The following is a 17,741-nucleotide window of genomic DNA, read 5'->3' on the forward strand; positions in this document are numbered from 1 at the left end:
GCGGTCAGAAGGGCGTCCAAGTCAGTTTTCACACACCGACCATGGACGCCCTTCGTCACGCCTGCAGCCGATCACCAATTTTCACATCAGCGATCTAGGGGCGCAGTGTGGAGCCGCGTTCGACCAGGGTGGGGGCGATGAGCTGCTTCAACGGGCGGGCGTTGCGGCCGCCCGCGATCTCCTCCAGGAGCAGGTCCACCGCGATGGTGCCGATCTCGTCGGCGGGCAGGCGCACGGTGGTCAGCGGCGGGGAGAGGAAGGCGGAGAAGGGGTGGTCGCCGAAGCCGATCACCATCATGTCGTCGGGCACCTTGAGCCCGTGCTCCTCCAGCGCGCGGTAGAGGCCGAGCGCGAAATAGTCGTTGCCGACCACGACCGCGTCGGGGAGCCGGGAGCGGCGCAGCATGCGGCGGGCCACCTGGTACGCCTGCTGCGGCTGCCACGGCAGTGCGGCCTGCTCGTGGCGGCGGGTGGGGACCCGCATGATGCTGCCGCGCGGCACCGGCAGCCCCGCCTCCGCCATGGCGCGGCGGAAGCCGGCGATGCGGTGGTCGATGGTGGTGATGGGCAGGTCCTCTTCCAGGACCACGATCGAGCGGGCGCCACGGGCGATGGCGTGCGCGGTGGCGCGGTAGCCGCCCAGCTCGTTGTCGGTGCCGACGAACCGGTAGCCCAGGTCGGGCAGGTCACGGTTGATCAGCACGGTCGGGATGCCGACCGAGCCGAGCCGCCGCCACGCGTCGGCCCCCGCCTGGACGGGCACCACGATCGACCCGCTGACCGAGGAGCGCAGCAGCGACTCGGCGGCGCGCATCTCGTGCTCCTCCGACTCCTCGGTCACCGTCAGCAGCAGCGAGTAGCCCTGCGCGCGGGCGCGCAGCTCGATGGTGGAGATGAGCTGCGCGTAGAAGGGGTTGGACGGGTTGGTGATGACCAGGCCGAACGTCATCGCGGAGCCCAGGACGAGCGACCTCGCCATGGAGTTGGGGACGTAGCCGACCCGTTCGGCCTCGGCGCGTACGCGGGCCCTGGTCTCCTCCCCTATGCCGTCCTTGCCGGAGAGGGCACGCGAGACGGTGTTGACGGAAAGGTTCAACGTCGCGGCGATGTCGCGCAGGGTGTGACGCCGAGCCCCAGCCATTCGCATGCCCTCTCTCGTTAGAACGCCGCTGAGAAGTCCGCGGCCGTTCTCAGCTCTTGACCGTGAGATAGATGCGCAGTTTGGCGGACGGGTCGGCCCCCGTCACCGTGCCGCGCAACCGTAGCCATTGTCCGAAATGATCGACCGGCCATGTGACCAAACCGGGTTCCGTGATGATGTGTTCTTCGCCGTCCAGGTCACACCAGGTCAGGCCGTCGGGCGAGATCTGGGTGACCAGCCGCACCTCGGCGTCGTCGCCGGACGTCGCCAGGGTGTGGACGAACCACCGCGCTTCGCCGGCCCACGCCACTTCGTAGGGCTCCGTCGCGAAGTCGGAAACGAACGTCGCGTCCCGTTCGAGGACCGCCGTCTGCACCTGCCGCATTACGTCACCACTCCGTGGAAATGAGGACCGAGTCAAGGAAGAGGAAGTTGCGGACCTTCGAGTGGGTCCGTACGGAGAAGTAGAAATTCAGGAGGTTCTCCAGAGAGTCGTACCGCTCCTTGTACGGCGGGACCGGGACGTCCGACATGTCCATGACCCGATCGTTGATCTGCAACTCGACGTTACGCCGGGCCTCGGTGTCGATGACCCAGCGCAGGTAATGCCAGTTGACCTTCGTCGGCACCTCGTTGTAGCAGAGTTCCTGCGGTTCGCCGAACGGGTGCCAGTCCTCGGGATTCGGCGCGGTGAAGTCGGCCCCGTACTTCAGCTTGATCTTGCCTTCGAGGTGCTCGCGCGGCGTCGGCTCGGGGACGCTCGGATAGACCCACTGCCGGGCGAGCTTGTTGTCCAGCGACGTGTTCAGGTAGCGGGCCACCGTGTGATAGCGCAGGCCGCCGTCGCCGCACAGGTCGGTCGCGACGGTGAAGCAGCCGAACTGCGCCTCCGACGGGTGCAGGTTGCCGTCCCAGGTGACGTCGCCGAACTCGTCGCTCGCGCTGCCGTCGATGGTCGCCTCGGCCTTGTAGGTGAAGTACGCCTCGAGCTGCAGCAGGCCGCGCCCGCTCATGGTGAGCCGGCGGATGGCGGTGGCGGTGTGGCCCTGGTAGGGCCGGGTGGCGAGCTTGAGCGCGTACGAGCCGGTCATCGCGCCGTGGCTGCCGATGTCGAAGAACGTGCAGTTCGACAGCTGCGGGGGCCGGAAGTCCCGCATGTGGTCATCGACCGTGGACAGGTCGCCGTTGCCGTTGTAGTTGCCCAGCAGCTCCGTCCAGCCGTGGGTGCCCGAATTGAAGTCGTCGTACGCGAGAATGCGCCGAAGCGGGTTGAACTTCGACAGCCTCGGATCCGCCGACAAAATGGCGGAGCGAAGTTCTGCGGCCAGGTCGGGCCGCTCCATCGTGGTCATTGCCGAATGCTCCTGAAAAGGTCTTGGCAAAAGAAAGTAGCGAATGCCTACGCCTGACCGATCGACCGGAGTGAGTCATGCGGTCGCAGTCGGACGTTAACGTTAATGTTTCACAGCAGTCAACCCTGCCGCCTACTGTCCAGAGGATGCGCCACCCCCTGCCGACAGTCGTTACGAACCGTTACGATGCCATGTTCATGCAGGCCAAGACCATGGAACCGGGTTCGGAAGAGCCACGCGAGAGGCAGGGGATGTCGGCGGGACCCTTGACGCTCAGGGCCGGCCACCCTAGCATCGGCGATCAATCGCATTAACGTTAATGTTCCCGGCGCGACACCCGGCCGCCACACCGGTGACCGACGATCCGCCGCCTCCGCACCGCTCCCCCTCACGGCCAGACGGCCCCGCCCACACTTCGAAAACCCCAAAGCCCCCGCCATACGCCCACGGGCGTCGTGGCTCGATCAGGAGTTGCCTGTCGATGCTGAAACGGGACGCCGACCGACAGCGATCGGGCCGGCCATGACCGCGTACCTCATCCGGCGCACGCTCTTCGCCGTGTTCGTGTTGTGGGGCGCCGTGACCATCGTCTTCCTGGTGCTGCGGCTGGTGCCCGGCGACCCGGCCCTGCTCATCCTCGGCTCCGACGCCACACCGGTCGAGATCGCGGAGCTGCGCGAGCAGATGGGGCTCAACCAGCCCCTGCTCGTGCAGTACGGGATCTACCTGGCCGACGTGGCCCGCTTCGACTTCGGCGACTCCTACCGCTACCAAGCCGACGCGATGGGACTGGTGCTGGACAGGTTCCCGCTCACCCTGCAGCTGGCCGTCGTGGCGATGGTGATCGGCATGGTGCTGGGCATCGCGCTCGGCGTCGTCGGCGCGCTGCGGGTGAACCGGCTGGCCGACCGCATCGTGTCGGTGTTCGCGCTGCTCGCGCAGTCGATGCCGTCGTTCTGGATCGGCATCATGTTCATCCTGGTCTTCGCCCGGCAACTGCACATCTTCGCGAGCGGCGGTCACGGCGGGCTGGACAAGCTGATCATGCCGGGCGTCACGCTGGCGCTGCCGCTGATCGCGATCCAGATCAGGCTGACCCGCAGCGGCCTGCTCGACGTCGTGCACGAGAACTACATCCAGACCGCGCGGGCCAAGGGCCTGTCGGAGCGGGTGGTCATCTTCCTGCACGCCATCCGCAACGCCATCATCCCGATCGTGACGGTGGCCGGCCTGGAGTTCGGCAAGCTGCTCGGCGGCGCGGTCATCGTCGAGACGGTCTTCTCCTGGCCCGGCGTCGGGCGGCTGCTCATCGACTCCATCTCGGCCCGCGACTACAACGTCGTGCAGGCCTCGATCCTGCTGATCGCCGGCGGGTTCGTCCTGATCAACCTGGTCGTGGACGTCCTGTACGGCTACCTCGACCCGCGCATCCGGCTGGGACGGTGACCATGGACAGGCCAATGGACCAGGTGCTCGCCGACGACTCGATCGCGCCGGCGGACGCGCCCGCGCCCCGCCTCGGCAAGACCCGGGTGAAGCTCGGACGGCTGCGCATCATCGTCTCGCTGTCGGTGATCGGCTTCTACGTGCTCGCCGCCATCGTGGGCCCGATCCTGCTGAAGTACGACTCGGTCGCGACGAACCTGAGCGCCCGGCTGAAACCGCCCGGCACCACGCTGCCGAACGGGCAGCTCGCCCTCTTCGGCACCGACCAGGTCGGCCAGGACGTGCTCGCCCAGATGATGCAGGGCGCGCGGGTGTCGATCACCGTCGGCGTCGCCACGCTGGTGCTGGCCGGCGTCATCGGCGTCGCCGCCGGCATCGCGGCGGGCTATTTCGGCGGCTGGCTCGACATGGTGCTCATGCGCCTCGCCGACGTGCAGCTCACGTTCCCGTCGATCCTGCTCGCCATCCTCATCGCGGCGATCCTCGGGCCGAGCGTGGTGAACGTCGTCATCGTCCTGTCCATCTCGAACTGGGTGACGTTCGCCCGGGTGACCCGAAGCCAGGTGCTCGGGCTCAAGAACAGGGACTTCGTGGACGCCACCCGCACGCTCGGCGCGCGGACCTGGCACCTGCTGACCCGCAGCATCCTGCCGTCGATGATCGCGCCGATCCTGGTGGTCGCGACCGTCGAGCTCGGCCACGTGATCCTGGCCGAGGCGTCACTGAGCTTCCTCGGCCTCGGCACCCCGGCCAGCACGCCGAGCTGGGGCATGACGATCGCCAACGGCCGGGACTACCTGTCCAACGCGTGGTGGATCTCCACGATCCCCGGCATCGCCCTGGCCGTGCTGGTCATCAGCTTCGGCGTGCTGGGCGACGCCCTGCGCGACCGGTTCGACCCGCGGCTGAGGAGCATGTGATGGCCGACCCCTTGCTGTCGGTGCAGGACCTGACCGTACGGTTCCGCACCAGGGCGGGCACGATCACCGCCGTCGACAAGGTGAGCTTCGACCTCGCCGAGGGCGAGACGCTGGCCATCCTGGGCGAGACGGGCAGCGGCAAGAGCGTCACCGCCCAGGCCCTGATGGGGCTGGTGCCGCGCCCGGCCGGCGAGGTCGCCGGCGGCCGGATCGTCTACGCGGGCCGGGACCTGCTGGCCCTGCCCCGCTCGGAGACCCGCAAGCTCAACGGCACCGACCTCGCCATGGTCTTCCAGGACCCGCTCAGCTCGCTCAACCCGGTCTTCCGGGTCGGCGCACAGATCGGCGAGCTGTTCCGGCGCCGCCAGGGCCTGTCCAGGGCCGAGGCGCGGCGCAAGGCGATCGAGCTGATGGACCGGGTGGGCATCCCGGCGCCCGACCGCCGCGTGGACGACTACCCGCACCAGTTCTCCGGCGGCATGCGGCAGCGCGTGATGATCGCGATGGCGATCGCGCTGAAGCCGCGCGTGCTCATCGCCGACGAGCCCACCACCGCCCTCGACGTCACCGTCCAGGCCCAGGTCATGGCGCTGCTCGCGGAGCTCAAGGCGGAGCACCGCATGGCGATGATCCTCATCAGCCACGACCTCGGCGTGGTGGCCGGCGTCGCGGACCGGGTGCAGCTCATGTACGCCGGCCGGGTGGTCGAGACCGGTGACCTGCGGGAGGTCTACGAGACGACCGGGCACCCGTACACGCGGGGCCTGATGGCCTCGATCCCCGAGCTGGACGGCCCGCGCGAGCGCCTGACGCCCATCAAGGGGTCGCCGCCCGACCTGACCCGGCTGCCGTCGGGCTGCGCGTTCCTGCCCCGGTGCGGCTTCGCCACCGACCTCTGCAGCGCCGAGCGGCCCGAACTGGCGCCGGTGCCCGGCCGCCCCGCTGCGCACCGCGCCGCCTGCCACCACGCGAAGGAGGTCGTCACCGATGTCGTCACCGGCTGAGCCGCTGCTGTCGGTCAAGGACCTGCACACCAGCTTCCCCGTACGCTCCTCCCTGCTGCGCCGCAAGATCGGCGCGGTGCACGCCGTGTCGGGCGTCTCGTTCGACCTGCCCAAGGGTCGTACGCTCGGGCTGGTCGGCGAGTCCGGCTCGGGCAAGACGACGCTGGCGCGCACGGTCATCGGCCTCGCGCCGCCGGAGTCGGGCCAGGTGCTGTTCGACGGCCAGGACCTGCTGACCCTCTCGGGGGACGAGCTGCGCCAGGTGCGCAGGCAGATCCAGATGATCTTCCAGGATCCGTACGCGTCACTGAACCCCCGCCTCACCGTCGAGCAGATCATCAGCGAGGCCTGGCTGGTCAACCCCGGCGTGCTGCCCCGCGGCAAGTGGGCGTCCGAGGCGCGCGAGCTGCTGGTCAGGGTCGGGCTGAACCCGGACCACGCCGACCGCTACCCCCACCAGTTCTCCGGCGGGCAGCGCCAGCGGGTCGGCATCGCGCGGGCGCTGGCGCTGCGGCCCCGGCTGGTGATCTGCGACGAGGCGGTCTCCGCGCTGGACGTCTCGGTGCAGGCGCAGGTGCTGAACGTGCTCGTCGACCTGCAGAAGGAGATGGGGCTCAGCTACCTGTTCATCGCCCACGACCTGTCGGTGGTGCGGCACATCAGTGACGAGGTGGCGGTGATGTACCTCGGCAAGGTGGTCGAGCGGGGGACGACGGAGGAGATCTTCGCCGCCCCCGAGCACCCGTACACGCAGGCGTTGCTGTCCGCCGTGCCGGTGACCAGGCCGTGGGCCGCGCCACCTCGGGAGCAGATCATCCTCACCGGCGACATCCCGTCACCGGTGTCGCCGCCGTCCGGCTGCCGGTTCCGTACGCGGTGCTGGAAGGCGCAGGAGCGGTGCGCCACGGAGGAGCCCGAGCTCACCGACCGGCTGAGCGCGCACGTCTCCGCCTGCCACTTCCCCGAGCTGCCCACGGCCTCGGCAGGTGCCCGATGACCGCCCCCGTACGCCTGGTGCTGGTCCGCCACGGCGAGTCGCACTGGAACGTCGAGGAGCGCTACCAGGGCCAGGCCGACTCCGGGCTCACCGGCACCGGGAGAGAGCAGGCCGAGGTGGCCGCGGCGGCGCTGCTCGCCCGCTTCCCGAAGCCCGACCTGGTCGTCTCCAGCGACCTGCCGAGGGCGTGGGACACCGCGCAGGCGTACCTGCGCCACCTCGACATGGAGGCCGGGAAGGACGCCCGGCTGCGCGAGGCCGACATCGGCACCTGGGTCGGCCGCACGTTCACCGAGATCGCCGCCGAGCACCCTGATGTCCTCGCCGAGGCCGCGCGCGGCGGCGACCCGCGCAGGGGCGGCGGCGAGACCTTCGCCGACCTGCGCCGGCGCGTGTGGGCCGCGCTCGTCGACGCCGCCGCCGAGGCGGGACCGGGCGCGACCGTCATCGTGTTCTGCCACGGCGGGCCCATCAGGGTGGCCGCGGCCGCCGCGCTGGGCCTGCCCGAGCCGGGCCACCTCAGCTTCGCCCCGCCGGTGAACACCTCGCTGACGGTCATCGGCTACGCGGGCGAGCGGGGCAACGCGGTGGTCGAGTACAACGCGCCGACCGCGTGGGCGGCGCACGCCACGCGTACCGACTGATCGGAAGGACCTTCCCAGCATGCTGACCGGATCGTTCACCTTCGTTGCGATGACCTGCAACCTGTGGGGCGACGCGCACCTGGAGCAGCGAGAGCCCGCGATCCGCGACCTGTTCGCCACCCGGCCGCCCGACCTGCTCGCGACCCAGGAGCTGCGTCCCCGCTCGCGCGCGGTGGTGGACGAGATGCTGCCGGGCCACGCGCGGGTGCACGACGACTTTCCCGGCTGGGGCACGCAGAGCAACCTGTGGTGGCGGGAGGAGCTGTTCGAGCTCGTCGAGCACGGCACCCGCGACGTCGGCATCCTCGCCGAGCACGCCGAGCTGTTCTGGGTGCGGCTGCGGCCGAGGACCGCCGGAGCCGAGCCGCTGGTGTTCTCCACCGCGCACCTGACCTGGCCAGGACACCCCCAGGAGCGGGCCGACGGCCGCAACCTGCGCGCCGGCCAGGCCGAGCGGGTGGTGGCGGCGCTCGACGAGATCGCCGGTGACGCGGCCTGCCTGTTCACGGTGGACATCAACGACATCGGGGCGCCGCTGTGGGCGCTCGGCAACGGCGGCTTCCTCGACTCGTTCACCGCGCTCGGCCGCACCTCGCCGGTCACCCACCCCGTCTCGCCGATGCCGTGGGTCGCCGAGCGCGGGACGCGGCTCTCACCGCTGATGTCACCGTCGAAGGCCATCGACTGGATCTTCTCCCGTGGCCCCGTGGTCACCAGGGCCAGCGAGGTCGTCGACTTCTTCTCCGCCGGGAACGCGCCGTCGGACCACAAGCCCGTCGCGGCGACCTTCACCCTGTCGCCCGCCGCGGCTGTAGCCAGAACGAAATGAAGGAGAGAGGCAATGATCTCACGATCCCGGGCCATGGGCTGTCTCGTCGCAGCCGCCCTGGCGCTCGGCCTCGCGGCCTGCGGCGGCTCCGGCGGCACCGGTGACTCCGCCGGCGGCGAGCAGGTGCTGCGCTACGCGCCGCAGTTGTTCCCCGTCTCGCTGGACGTCCAGCAGTACCCGGCGGAGGAGGCGGTGCAGACCACGGTCCAGCAGAGCCTCGAGACGCTGACCGTCATGAAGGACGGCAAGCCGGAGCCGAAGCTCGCCACGTCGTGGGAGAGCCCCGACGACAAGACCTGGGTGTTCCACCTGCGCGAAGGGGTGACCTTCACCGACGGCACCCCGTTCACCGCCAAGGACGTCAAGGGCTCGGTCCAGCGGCTGATCGACCTCAAGGGCTCGCTGACCCCGCTGCTCACCGGCATCGAGGAGATCGAGGCCACCGACGACCACACGGTGACGTTCAAGACCTCGGCGCCGCTCGGCACCCTGCCCAGCACGCTGTCCCTGGTCTTCATCGGCCAGGGCGACAAGGTCACCAGCGACGCGTACTGGCAGAAGCCCATCGGCACCGGGCCGTTCGTGTTCGACTCCTTCAGCCCCGACGACAAGGTCGTGCTCACCCGCAACGACAAGTACTGGGGCGCCAAGGCCAAGGTGGAGCGGCTGGAGATCCTCAACATGCCGGAGGTCTCGGCCAGGATCACCGCGCTGAACAACGACGAGGTGGACGTGCTGGCCGCGATCCCGCCCGACCAGGTGCCCGAGGTGCAGGACGTGCCCGGCATCGCGTACGGCAACGGCCCCAGCTACAACTACTACTTCCTGTGGTTCAACCAGAACAACAAGCCGTTCGACAACGTCAAGGTCCGCCAGGCCATGCTGCACGCGGTGGACGTGAAGAGCATCGTCGGCGACCTTTTCGGCGACCTCGGCGCGGTCGGCCAGGCGCCGATCACCCAGGCGGTCTTCGGTGCGACGCGGCTGGAGCCGTACTCGTACGACCCTGAGCTGGCGAAGAAGCTGCTCGCCGAGGCCGGCTACCCGCAGGGCATCACCACCACGATCCAGTGGCCGCTGGAGGGCGGGCCGAACATCAGGCCCATGGCGCAGGCGTTCATCTCGGCCTGGGAGAAGGTCGGCATCAAGGTGCAGCCGCAGGAGAAGGAGCGCGCGACCTGGCTGAAGGACCTCAACTCCCTCAACTGGGACATGAACCTGCAGACCAACACCACCGGCACCGGCGACGCCGACTTCACCCTCAACCGCCTCTACAACTGCGACGCCAAGCGCATGGGCTACTGCAACAAGGACCTGGACAAGGTGCTCGGCAAGGCGCGCGAGTCGCTCGACCAGGAGGAGCGCAGGACCCTGTACGCCCAGGCCGCCAAGATCATCTGGGATGACGCGGTCGGCCTCTACCCGGTGGACCTGAAGAACAACTACGCCGTCCGCGACGACGTCAAGGGCCTGGAGATGCCGGCCAGCGGACGGCCGGACTTCTCGCAGGTATCCGTCGGCTGACCGCCCTCCCCACCTTGGAGACCCCCCATGCCTCGTAAGCGTTCCCTCCTGATCGCCGGCCTGGCCGCCGCGGTGACCCTGTCAGTGCAGCCGCTCCTCAGCTCGGCGGCGCAGGCCGCGCTCCCCGAGCCGGCCCGCAGCGCCTGCCGCAACGCCGCGACCGTGCCGGTCGAGACCGGCGCCGCCTTCAACGACCCGGTCGCGGGCACCGCGACCGCCGTCGTGGAGCGCCTCTGCTCGCTCATCAAGCAGGCGCCCGCCGGATCGTCCATCGAGATCGCCGAGTTCGTCATCTCGGGCGACGCCGGCGCCGACTACGTGGCCGTGCTGCTCGACGCCCACCGCCGCGGCGTGGAGGTGCGCATGGTCATCGACGGCTACCAGATCGACAACCCGGCCGCGCAGGAGCTGATCACCACGCTCGGCACCGACAAGTCGGCCACGTCGTGGGTGCACGTCTGCGGCCACCTGAGCCCGGAGGGCAACACCTCCTCCTGCCAGGGCACCAAGGGCATGCACAACAAGTTCTCGCTGTTCTCGGAGACCGGCGGCCGGCGCGACGTCGTCGTCCAGGCGTCCAACAACATCACCGACGTCAACTCCACCAGCTACTGGAACAACCTGGTCGTGCTGCCCGGCAACCGGGGGCTCTTCCAGGGCTACGGGACGTACTTCGACGACCTGGCCGCCGAGGTGCAGAACCCCGACTACGACACCACGGTCGTCACCGGCGGGCCGTCCGGCAAGGTCACCGCCCAGTTCTACCCGGTCGCCGACCGCGACCCGATCGCGCAGCGGCTCGCCGAGGTCGGCTGCAAGACCAAGGGCCGCACGAGCGTCGAGATCGGCCAGTCCGAGTGGGACGGCACCCGCCTGGCCATCGTGGACGAGCTGGCGAAGCTGGTGGCGGCGGGCTGCGAGGTGCGGGTGGTGCACGGACTCGCCGCCGCCGAGGTCACCGCCGCCCTGGACGCCGCCGGCGTGCGGCGGCGGGTGCTCGACGGCAAGACGCCCGCCGGCCGCATCCACTCCAAGTACATGGTCGTCACCGGCTCGACCGGCCCCGGTTCCGGCCGAGGCTGGGTGATGACCGGCAGCCACAACTTCAACGCCACCTCGCTGCGGCGCAACGACGAAGCGATGGTCGAGCTGTCCGAGCGCGGCGTCGTCGCGGCGTACGCGGCCAACTTCGCCCGGCTGTGGGAGGCCGGGGTGACGCCGCAAGCCTGAGCGTGACCGCCGGCTCGTTCCGCCCCCTCCCGGCGGGACGAGCCGCGGCCGGTCAGCGGCCGTAGGCTTCGAGCAGCCTCAGCCAGACCTCGCTGACCGTGGGGTACGACGGGATCGCGTGCCAGAGCCGGTCCAGCGGCACCTCGCCGACGATCGCGACGGTGGCGGCGTGCAGCAGCTCGGCGACGTCCGGCCCGACGAGCGTGAAGCCGACGATCACCTTGCGGTCCTCGTCGACGACCATGCGGGCCTGGCCCTTGAACCCCTCGGCGTGCAGCGCGGAGCCGGCGACGGCGCCGAGGTCGTAGTCGATGACGCGGGTCCTGATGCCGGCCGCCTCCGCGGCGGCCGCGGTGAGGCCCACGGAGGCGATCTCCGGCTCGGTGAAGATCACCTGAGGCACGGCGCACTCGTCGGCGGTGGCGGCGTGCCGGCCCCAGCGGCCGTCCTCGACCCGCTCGCCCTTCGCCCGGGCCACGATGACGTCGCCGACCGCGCGGGCCTGGTACTTGCCCTGGTGGGTGAGCAGGACGCGGCGGTTGACGTCGCCTGCCGCATAGAGCCAGCCGTCCCCGACCGGCGTGCCGTCGGCGCCGAGGACGCGCAGCGTGTCGTCCACGGTGAGCCACGAGCCCGGCGTCAGGCCGACGGCGTCCAGCCCGATGTCCTGCGTGTGGGGGACGCGGCCGGTCGCGACGAGCACCTCGTCGGCCTCGACCTGCTCGCCGTCGGTGAGCGTGAGGTGCACCTTGCCGTCGCCGTCGCGCTTGACGGACGCGGTCTCCGCGCCGATCCGTACGGAGACGCCCGCCTCGCGCAACGCCTCGGCCACGCGCTCACCGGCGAACGGCTCGGCGTGGGGCAGCACACCGTCGCGGGCCAGCACCGTCACCGACGAGCCGAACGCGGCGAACGCGGTGGCCAGCTCCGACGCCACGACCCCGGCGCCGATGATCGCGAGCCTGCCCGGCACGGCGCTCGCGGCGACGGCCTCGCGGCTCGTCCACGGGGACGACTCGCGCAGGCCGGGAACGTCGGGGACCAGCGCGCCGCTGCCGGTCGCGACGACGACGGCGTGCCGCGCGGTCAGCGTCGTGACAATGCCGTCGCCGCGCACCTCGACGGTCTTCTCCCCGGCGATCCTGCCCTGCCCGCGATGGAGCGCGATGCCGGCCTGGTCGAGCCAGGCCACCTGGCCGTCGTCCTGCCAGTTGGAGGCGAAGGAGTCGCGGCGGCGCAGGACGGCGGCCACGTCGAGGTCGCCGGTCACCGCCTCGCGCGCCCCAGGCACCCGCCGGGCCGCCCTGAGCGCCGCGCCGCTGCGCAGCAGCGCCTTGGTCGGCATGCACGCCCAGTAGGAGCACTCGCCGCCGACCAGCTCGCGCTCGACGATGGCGGCGGTCAGCCCGCCCTGGACGACGCGGTCGGCGACGTTCTCCCCGACCGGGCCCGCGCCGATGACGATGACGTCGTACGTGGTGGTGTCCATGTCACTTTCCCTTCGCGGCGCGGCCGAGGCGCAGGGCGGAGATCAGGAAGAAGATACCGCCGAGGACGGCGTAACCGGCGATGTTGGTCAGCATAGGGTTCGGCGCGGCGGCGCCCATGAAGAACGAGGCGCCGGCCAGGACGGAGATGCCGCCACTGAGGATCATCGGCCACTGGCCGCCCATCTTGCGGCGGACGACGCCCACGACGAGCTGGACGATCCCGGAGACGATGGCCCAGACACCCCACACGCGCAGGATTCCGGGGACGCCGGCGGTGCCGGCGACGCCCAGGCCGATGGCGGCCAGGGTGCTGATGGCGATGTTGACGTACAGGCCGTAGGGGGTGCCCGCGGCCTTGGACGAGCGGGCGTCCACGATGGCCGCGCCCACGTCGAACAGCGGGTAGATGACGACGAGGGCGATGCCGAGCGGGCCGAGCCGGGAGGCGGTGGCGAACACCAGGCCGGCCCAGACGAGCTGGAAGGCGAAGCGCACGAAGTAGAGCTTGCGCAGGGCCTGGGCGACGCTGCTGGTGGTGGCGGGCGTGTCGACGGTGGTCACGATGGTCCTTTCAGGGGGTCGAGTTCGAGAGGCGGCCGGGCCGGTGGGTCCGTCACGGCCCGGCCGCCGGCTTCATGCGACGGTCGCGTCCACGGTGACCGGGATGTTGCCGCGCGTGGCGTTGGAGTAAGGGCAGATCGCGTGGGCGGCCTCGACGAGCTGGTCGGCCGCCTCCTGCTCGATGCCGGACAGCTCGGCGTGCAGGGCGGCGCTGAGCGTGAACCCGCCCTCCGGCGTCGGGTGCACCTGCACCTCGGCGATCACGGCGGAGTCGGTCACCGGGGTCTTCCGCTGCGCGGCGACGGCCTTGAGCGCCGAGTGGAAGCACGAGGCCCAGCCGGCCGCGAACAGCTGCTCCGGGTTGGTGGCGCCGCCGGGGCCGCCCATCTCCTTCGGGATGGCCAGGGTGACGTCGAGCAGGCCGTCGCTGGTCCTGGCCTGTCCTCCCGCCCTGCCGTCGCCGGTGGAGGTGGCGATGCCGGTGTAAAGGGTGTCGCTCATGATGGGCCCTCGCGTTGTAGACCGAACGTTCTGTCTCGCACATCATGCACCCGGAAGGGCCGTAGAGTCAAGACCGAACGTTCTACCCTGGACTCGGAAGCTGCTGAGCGGGGACGGCCAGGCCACCGGCCCGGGCAGTCTGGCGCAATGTTTACCGAGGTCAGGCATCGAGGACAGCGCTTTCGGTAAGGACACCTGGCAAACGCATGACGCCGTCCGGGGGAGCCAGTGCCTGACATGCCGCCTGAGAGGGAAGCGCCGGGACGGCTCGCGCGGTGGTGGCGGACGGGGCCGCCCGGGCCGTTCCGTCCGGGGTTCTGGCGCAGCCCGCTGCGCGGGCCGTGGCTCACGGCGGTGTTCGGGATGGTGCTGCTGGTCGGGCTGGCCGTCGTCGTGGTCACCGGGCTGTTGTCGTACGCGGCGTACGAGCCGCGGCTGCCGGGCAACGACACCACCCCGGGTAAGGGGCTGCTGGGTTTCTACCTGTTCGAGTGGCCCACTGATCCCGCCTGGCTCTACCGGGTCACCCAGGGGGCGCACGTCATCCTCGGGCTGACGCTCGTTCCGGTGTTGCTGGCCAAGCTGTGGTCGGTGATCCCCAAGCTGTTCGACTGGCCGCCCGCGCGGTCGGTGTCGCAGGCCGTCGAGCGCGTCAGCCTGGTGCTGCTGGTCGGGGGCGCGGTCTTTCAGTTCGTCACCGGGATACTGAACATCCAGCTCTTCTACGTCTTTCCGTTCTCCTTCTATCCGGCCCACTTCTACGGGGCGTGGATCTTCCTGGCGGCGCTCGTCGTGCACGTCGCCGTGAAGCTGCCCACCGCCACGCGTGCCCTGCGGTCCAGGGATTTCCGGCGCGAACTGCGTACCGGGCCGGCCGACACGCGGCCTGAGCCGCCCGATCCCGACGGGCTGGTGGCGGCCTCCCCGGCCGCGCCGACGATGTCGCGGCGCGGGGTGCTGGCGTTCGTCGGTGGCGGGTCGCTGCTGATGTTCGGGCTGTCGGTGGGGCAGACGCTGGACGGTCCGCTGCGGCGTACGGCGTTGCTCGCGCCGCACGGCCGCGACTACGGGCCGGGGCCGAACGACTTCCAGATCAACAAGACCGCCGCCGGCCTGGGGGTGACCGCTGCCGACACCGGTGACGCGTGGCGGCTGACCCTCGCGGGGTCTCGTCCCGTGGTCCTGACCAGGGCCGAGTTGCTGGCGATGCCGCTGCACACGTACGCGCTGCCGATCGCCTGCGTGGAGGGCTGGTCCACCCAGCAGGAGTGGACGGGCGTCCGGCTGGCCGACCTGGCCCGGCTGGCGGGCTTCGCGCCGGGAACGGCCGGAGTCACCGCCACGTCGGTGCAGCGGGTCGGCTACTTCGGCTCGGCGTCCTTCAGCCCCCGCCAGGTGGCCGACCCGCGCTCACTGCTCGCCCTGCGCGTCAACGGCGCCGACCTCTCACTCGACCACGGCTTTCCCGCCCGGATCATGGTGCCGAACGCGCCCGGCGTGCACACCACCAAGTGGGTGCACAGACTCGACTTCCGCCAGGAGCGCTCGTGAGCGGCCCCGGCCCCGACCGGCGGCGGGCCCGCGGCGGTTGGTGGCGGCGGGTCTACGGTGCCTCGCCGTGGCAGCTCGCCGGGCTCGCCGCCTGCTTCGCGGTGGCGGGTTACGCCCTGACGCGAGTGGTGGGGGCGGGGATCCTCATGGGGTTCGCCGTGTGGTTCGTCGGCGCGATCATCCTGCACGACCTGGTCATGTGGCCGCTCTACACCGCCGCCGACGGCGCGCTGCGCGGGCGGAGGCGTCGGCCGTGGCTCAACCACGTGCGGGTGCCCGCCGCGCTGTCGCTGCTGCTGTTGCTGGTGTGGTTCCCGCTCATCCTGGGCGGGGCCGAGGCCGGCTATCGGACGGCGGCCGGGCTGAGCACCGCCCCCTACCTGCTGCGGTGGGTGATCGTCACGCTGGTGCTCTTCGCCGGCTCCGGCCTGCTCTACGCGATGCGGCGGCGGGCCGCGGGACGGCCGGATCGTTGAGCGGCCGCGCGTCGAGCGCGAGCCACGGGGACGGCGCAGCGGCATGATCGGCGCCTTCTACGAGCACGGCCTGCGCGGCGGGTACGTCGAGGTCGAGTACGCCGACGGCCGCGTCACCCCGCTCGCCGCCGAGCGTTGGCTGCGCCCCATCGAGGGCGACGAGGGCGTGCTGGCCCGCTGCGGCGGCCCCACCTTGGACGTCGGCTCCGGCCCCGGCCGGCTGACCGTGGCGCTCACCAGGCGCGGGGTGTTCGCGCTCGGCATCGACGTCACGCCGCTGGCCGTCGAGCTGACCCTGCGGGCCGGCGGTCTCGCCCTGCAGCGCTGCGTCTTCGGCCCCCTCCCCGGCGCGGGCCGATGGGCGGAGGCCCTGCTGACGGACGGCAACATCGGCATCGGCGGCGACCCGGTGGCGCTGCTGCGCCGGATGCGGCAGCTCGTCAGGCCCGGCGGGACGGTGCTGACCGAGGTCTGCCCGCCCGGCTCCAAGAGCTCCGTCGACCGGATCAGGCTGCGGTACGGCGGGCGGTCCGGCGACTGGTTCACCTGGGCCACCGTCTCGGCCGACGACATCGGGCCGCTCGCCAGGCGCTGCGGATTCCCGCACGTTGAGCAGTGGAGCGTGGCCGGGCGGTGGTTCGCCGCCCTGTCATGACCGGCTCCTGCGAACGACGGCTCCCGTCAGCACGGCGATCGCCGCCAGCGCGTACGCCACCGTACCGACGTCTTGCTGGATGCCCAGGTAGGCGGCGGCACCGGCGAGCGGGACGCCCAGCCACTCCCACCGGCCGTCCAGCGCGACCAGCGCCACGACCAGCAGGGCGTACCAGGGGTAGCCCGGCGTGAACGCCAGGAACGCCACCCCCGTCACCACCAGCGCCCCCTGCCACGGCCGGTCGGGGTCGGCGCGGCGGAGCACGAGCAGGGCCGTGACCGCGAGGACCGCGAGCGCCGCCGCCGGCGCCGCCGCGTCGGGCAGGAGCAGGCGCAGCAGCGCGTACCGGGTGCCGCCGCTGCCCGCGTAGCCCTCCTCGTCCAGGTAGCCGGACAGGTAGCCGAGGACCGAGCCGCCGGACGTGAGCGTGTACGGCAGGTAGGCGAGGGCGACGACGAGCGCGGCGGGGACGAGGATCGCCGCCGCGTCGCGTACCCGCCGCCGCAGCGGCACTCCCCCGGCGAGCAGCCCGGACAGCGCGCCCGGCACCGTCAGCGCGGGCACGAACTTGACCGCGATCGCCGCCCCGAGCAGCGCGCCCCTGCCGCGCGTGACGACCCCCAGGGCGAGCACGGTGAGCAGCACGCCGAGGACGTCCACGTGGGCGTTGTTGACCGCTTCGATCGGCACGGCCGGGCACCACGCCCAGCACGCCGCCATGACGGGATCCCGCCCGCGCCCGCGCAGTGCCGCGAGCAGCGCCAGCGACGTCCCCACTGCCAGCAGCGCGCCGCCGGTCTGGAGCGCCTTGTGGCGGCTCGCGCCGGGCGAGAGCAGGTGCACGACCAGGAAGTACGCCTCCGCCAGCGGCGGGTAGACGGTGTGGACGGCCGGACGGTTGATGCGGGTGCAGCCCTCGGGGTCGTGGACCGGGTACCGGTAGGGGTGGTGGCAGGCCGTGCCCCTGGGGAACAGCCAGGGGTCGCGCAGCGGGGCGAGGGCGGGGTCGCCGGGCGCGTACGCGTACGGGGAGACGCCCGCCGCCTGCACCCGCCCGTCCCAGACGTACCGGTAGGAGTCGGTGCTGGTGGTCGGCGGCGCGAGCAACCCCGTGGCGGGTACGAAGACGGCCCCCGCGACCAGCAGGAACACCGCCCACCGCCCCGGCACCTTGCGCACCGCCCACACAGCCGCCGCGAACAGCACCCAGGACACGGCATACCAGCGGACATGCCGCGAGAAGTCCCCCGTGAGCGACCCCGCCGTAACGGTCAGAACGAGCGCGCCGACCAGCGCGAGCAGCAGCACCCCCGCCCCCACGCCCCACCCCCCGGGGACGGCGCCGCGCGTCGCCTTTCCCCGCCGCCCTCTCCTCAGGAGGGGCTCGTTCGGACGGGTCGCATACTCCTCCACTGTCGGG

Annotated in this window: 18 protein-coding genes; 11 read left to right on the forward strand and 7 right to left on the reverse strand. The window is 71.3% G+C overall.

Annotated elements, in window-relative coordinates; genetic code table 11:
* Positions 1-94 precede the first annotated feature (94 nt).
* The 3 genes from ABZW11_RS16020 to ABZW11_RS16030 are packed head-to-tail and all read right to left on the reverse strand — an operon-like array spanning position 95 to position 2,493.
* A complete protein-coding gene (locus ABZW11_RS16020) occupies positions 95-1,147 on the reverse strand; it encodes a LacI family DNA-binding transcriptional regulator (protein ID WP_355417238.1) in 1,053 nt (350 codons plus the stop codon).
* A 43-nt stretch (positions 1,148-1,190) separates the two neighbouring features.
* Positions 1,191-1,526 carry a hypothetical protein gene (locus ABZW11_RS16025; RefSeq protein WP_355417241.1) on the reverse strand — a complete coding sequence of 112 codons (336 nt, stop codon included), beginning with the start codon at positions 1,524-1,526 and terminating at the stop codon, positions 1,191-1,193.
* 4 nt (positions 1,527-1,530) lie between these two features.
* Positions 1,531-2,493, reverse strand: coding sequence for a DUF6772 family protein (locus ABZW11_RS16030; protein ID WP_355417244.1), 963 nt, complete (start codon positions 2,491-2,493; stop codon positions 1,531-1,533).
* A gap of 522 nt (positions 2,494-3,015) precedes the next feature.
* Between ABZW11_RS16030 and nikB the strand changes: the two genes are divergently transcribed.
* From nikB to ABZW11_RS16070, 8 genes are read left to right on the forward strand one after another with little or no spacing between them, the layout of a single operon-like run.
* Positions 3,016-3,939, forward strand: a complete 924-nt coding sequence (gene nikB, locus ABZW11_RS16035) for a nickel ABC transporter permease (RefSeq protein ID WP_355417247.1) — start codon at positions 3,016-3,018, stop codon at positions 3,937-3,939.
* A gap of 2 nt (positions 3,940-3,941) precedes the next feature.
* Positions 3,942-4,859, forward strand: a complete 918-nt coding sequence (locus tag ABZW11_RS16040) for an ABC transporter permease (RefSeq protein WP_355417250.1) — start codon at positions 3,942-3,944, stop codon at positions 4,857-4,859.
* Positions 4,859-5,863, forward strand: a complete 1,005-nt coding sequence (locus ABZW11_RS16045; protein WP_355417253.1) for an ABC transporter ATP-binding protein — start codon at positions 4,859-4,861, stop codon at positions 5,861-5,863. Before ABZW11_RS16040 ends, ABZW11_RS16045 begins: the two co-directional genes overlap by 1 nt.
* A complete protein-coding gene (locus tag ABZW11_RS16050; RefSeq protein ID WP_355417256.1) occupies positions 5,847-6,860 on the forward strand; it encodes a dipeptide ABC transporter ATP-binding protein in 1,014 nt (337 codons plus the stop codon). Before ABZW11_RS16045 ends, ABZW11_RS16050 begins: the two co-directional genes overlap by 17 nt.
* Entirely contained in the window at positions 6,857-7,504 is a 648-nt protein-coding gene (locus ABZW11_RS16055; protein ID WP_355417259.1) for a histidine phosphatase family protein, read from the forward strand. Before ABZW11_RS16050 ends, ABZW11_RS16055 begins: the two co-directional genes overlap by 4 nt.
* 19 nt (positions 7,505-7,523) lie before the next feature.
* A complete protein-coding gene (locus ABZW11_RS16060; protein WP_355417262.1) occupies positions 7,524-8,333 on the forward strand; it encodes a hypothetical protein in 810 nt (269 codons plus the stop codon).
* A 12-nt stretch (positions 8,334-8,345) separates the two neighbouring features.
* Complete coding sequence (locus tag ABZW11_RS16065) at positions 8,346-9,857, forward strand: ABC transporter substrate-binding protein (protein ID WP_355417266.1); 1,512 nt, start codon at positions 8,346-8,348, stop codon at positions 9,855-9,857.
* A 27-nt stretch (positions 9,858-9,884) separates the two neighbouring features.
* Complete coding sequence (locus ABZW11_RS16070; protein ID WP_355417269.1) at positions 9,885-11,087, forward strand: phospholipase D-like domain-containing protein; 1,203 nt, start codon at positions 9,885-9,887, stop codon at positions 11,085-11,087.
* Positions 11,088-11,139: 52 nt separating this feature from the next.
* Here ABZW11_RS16070 and ABZW11_RS16075 read toward each other — a convergent pair whose 3' ends face one another.
* From ABZW11_RS16075 to ABZW11_RS16085, 3 genes are all read right to left on the reverse strand, one after another.
* On the reverse strand, positions 11,140-12,576 hold the full coding sequence (locus tag ABZW11_RS16075; protein ID WP_355417272.1) for an NAD(P)/FAD-dependent oxidoreductase: 1,437 nt from the start codon (positions 12,574-12,576) through the stop codon (positions 11,140-11,142).
* A 1-nt stretch (position 12,577) separates the two neighbouring features.
* Positions 12,578-13,138 (reverse strand): hypothetical protein, encoded by a 561-nt coding sequence (locus ABZW11_RS16080; protein WP_355417275.1) that lies wholly within the window; start codon positions 13,136-13,138, stop codon positions 12,578-12,580.
* A gap of 72 nt (positions 13,139-13,210) precedes the next feature.
* Positions 13,211-13,639 (reverse strand): organic hydroperoxide resistance protein, encoded by a 429-nt coding sequence (locus ABZW11_RS16085; RefSeq protein WP_355417278.1) that lies wholly within the window; start codon positions 13,637-13,639, stop codon positions 13,211-13,213.
* 237 nt (positions 13,640-13,876) lie between these two features.
* Between ABZW11_RS16085 and ABZW11_RS16090 the strand changes: the two genes are divergently transcribed.
* The 3 genes from ABZW11_RS16090 to ABZW11_RS16100 are packed head-to-tail and all read left to right on the forward strand — an operon-like array spanning position 13,877 to position 16,321.
* Positions 13,877-15,190 carry a molybdopterin-dependent oxidoreductase gene (locus ABZW11_RS16090; RefSeq protein WP_355417280.1) on the forward strand — a complete coding sequence of 438 codons (1,314 nt, stop codon included), beginning with the start codon at positions 13,877-13,879 and terminating at the stop codon, positions 15,188-15,190.
* On the forward strand, positions 15,187-15,666 hold the full coding sequence (locus ABZW11_RS16095) for a hypothetical protein (protein WP_355417283.1): 480 nt from the start codon (positions 15,187-15,189) through the stop codon (positions 15,664-15,666). The genes ABZW11_RS16090 and ABZW11_RS16095 overlap by 4 nt, the downstream gene beginning before the upstream one ends.
* A 43-nt stretch (positions 15,667-15,709) precedes the next feature.
* Positions 15,710-16,321, forward strand: coding sequence for an SAM-dependent methyltransferase (locus ABZW11_RS16100; RefSeq protein WP_355417286.1), 612 nt, complete (start codon positions 15,710-15,712; stop codon positions 16,319-16,321).
* Here the strand turns inward: ABZW11_RS16100 and ABZW11_RS16105 are convergent.
* Positions 16,316-17,641, reverse strand: coding sequence for a glycosyltransferase 87 family protein (locus tag ABZW11_RS16105; RefSeq protein WP_355417289.1), 1,326 nt, complete (start codon positions 17,639-17,641; stop codon positions 16,316-16,318). The two genes, ABZW11_RS16100 and ABZW11_RS16105, sit on opposite strands and share 6 nt — an antisense overlap.
* Between the last annotated feature and the right edge of the window lie 100 nt (positions 17,642-17,741).

The sequence above is a fragment of the Nonomuraea sp. NPDC004580 genome (genome assembly GCF_040609855.1).
Classification (GTDB): domain Bacteria; phylum Actinomycetota; class Actinomycetes; order Streptosporangiales; family Streptosporangiaceae; genus Nonomuraea; species Nonomuraea salmonea.

What these genes read in the sequence shown, in the direction of transcription:
- ABZW11_RS16020 (WP_355417238.1), bottom strand. Translation starts at nt 1,147, where the DNA reads ATGCGAATGGCTGGGGCTCGGCGTCACACCCTGCGCGACATCGCCGCG.
- ABZW11_RS16025 (WP_355417241.1), bottom strand. Translation starts at nt 1,526, where the DNA reads ATGCGGCAGGTGCAGACGGCGGTCCTCGAACGGGACGCGACGTTCGTT.
- ABZW11_RS16030 (WP_355417244.1), bottom strand. Translation starts at nt 2,493, where the DNA reads ATGACCACGATGGAGCGGCCCGACCTGGCCGCAGAACTTCGCTCCGCC.
- nikB (WP_355417247.1), top strand. Translation starts at nt 3,016, where the DNA reads ATGACCGCGTACCTCATCCGGCGCACGCTCTTCGCCGTGTTCGTGTTG.
- ABZW11_RS16040 (WP_355417250.1), top strand. Translation starts at nt 3,942, where the DNA reads ATGGACAGGCCAATGGACCAGGTGCTCGCCGACGACTCGATCGCGCCG.
- ABZW11_RS16045 (WP_355417253.1), top strand. Translation starts at nt 4,859, where the DNA reads ATGGCCGACCCCTTGCTGTCGGTGCAGGACCTGACCGTACGGTTCCGC.
- ABZW11_RS16050 (WP_355417256.1), top strand. Translation starts at nt 5,847, where the DNA reads ATGTCGTCACCGGCTGAGCCGCTGCTGTCGGTCAAGGACCTGCACACC.
- ABZW11_RS16055 (WP_355417259.1), top strand. Translation starts at nt 6,857, where the DNA reads ATGACCGCCCCCGTACGCCTGGTGCTGGTCCGCCACGGCGAGTCGCAC.
- ABZW11_RS16060 (WP_355417262.1), top strand. Translation starts at nt 7,524, where the DNA reads ATGCTGACCGGATCGTTCACCTTCGTTGCGATGACCTGCAACCTGTGG.
- ABZW11_RS16065 (WP_355417266.1), top strand. Translation starts at nt 8,346, where the DNA reads ATGATCTCACGATCCCGGGCCATGGGCTGTCTCGTCGCAGCCGCCCTG.
- ABZW11_RS16070 (WP_355417269.1), top strand. Translation starts at nt 9,885, where the DNA reads ATGCCTCGTAAGCGTTCCCTCCTGATCGCCGGCCTGGCCGCCGCGGTG.
- ABZW11_RS16075 (WP_355417272.1), bottom strand. Translation starts at nt 12,576, where the DNA reads ATGGACACCACCACGTACGACGTCATCGTCATCGGCGCGGGCCCGGTC.
- ABZW11_RS16085 (WP_355417278.1), bottom strand. Translation starts at nt 13,639, where the DNA reads ATGAGCGACACCCTTTACACCGGCATCGCCACCTCCACCGGCGACGGC.
- ABZW11_RS16090 (WP_355417280.1), top strand. Translation starts at nt 13,877, where the DNA reads ATGCCGCCTGAGAGGGAAGCGCCGGGACGGCTCGCGCGGTGGTGGCGG.
- ABZW11_RS16100 (WP_355417286.1), top strand. Translation starts at nt 15,710, where the DNA reads ATGATCGGCGCCTTCTACGAGCACGGCCTGCGCGGCGGGTACGTCGAG.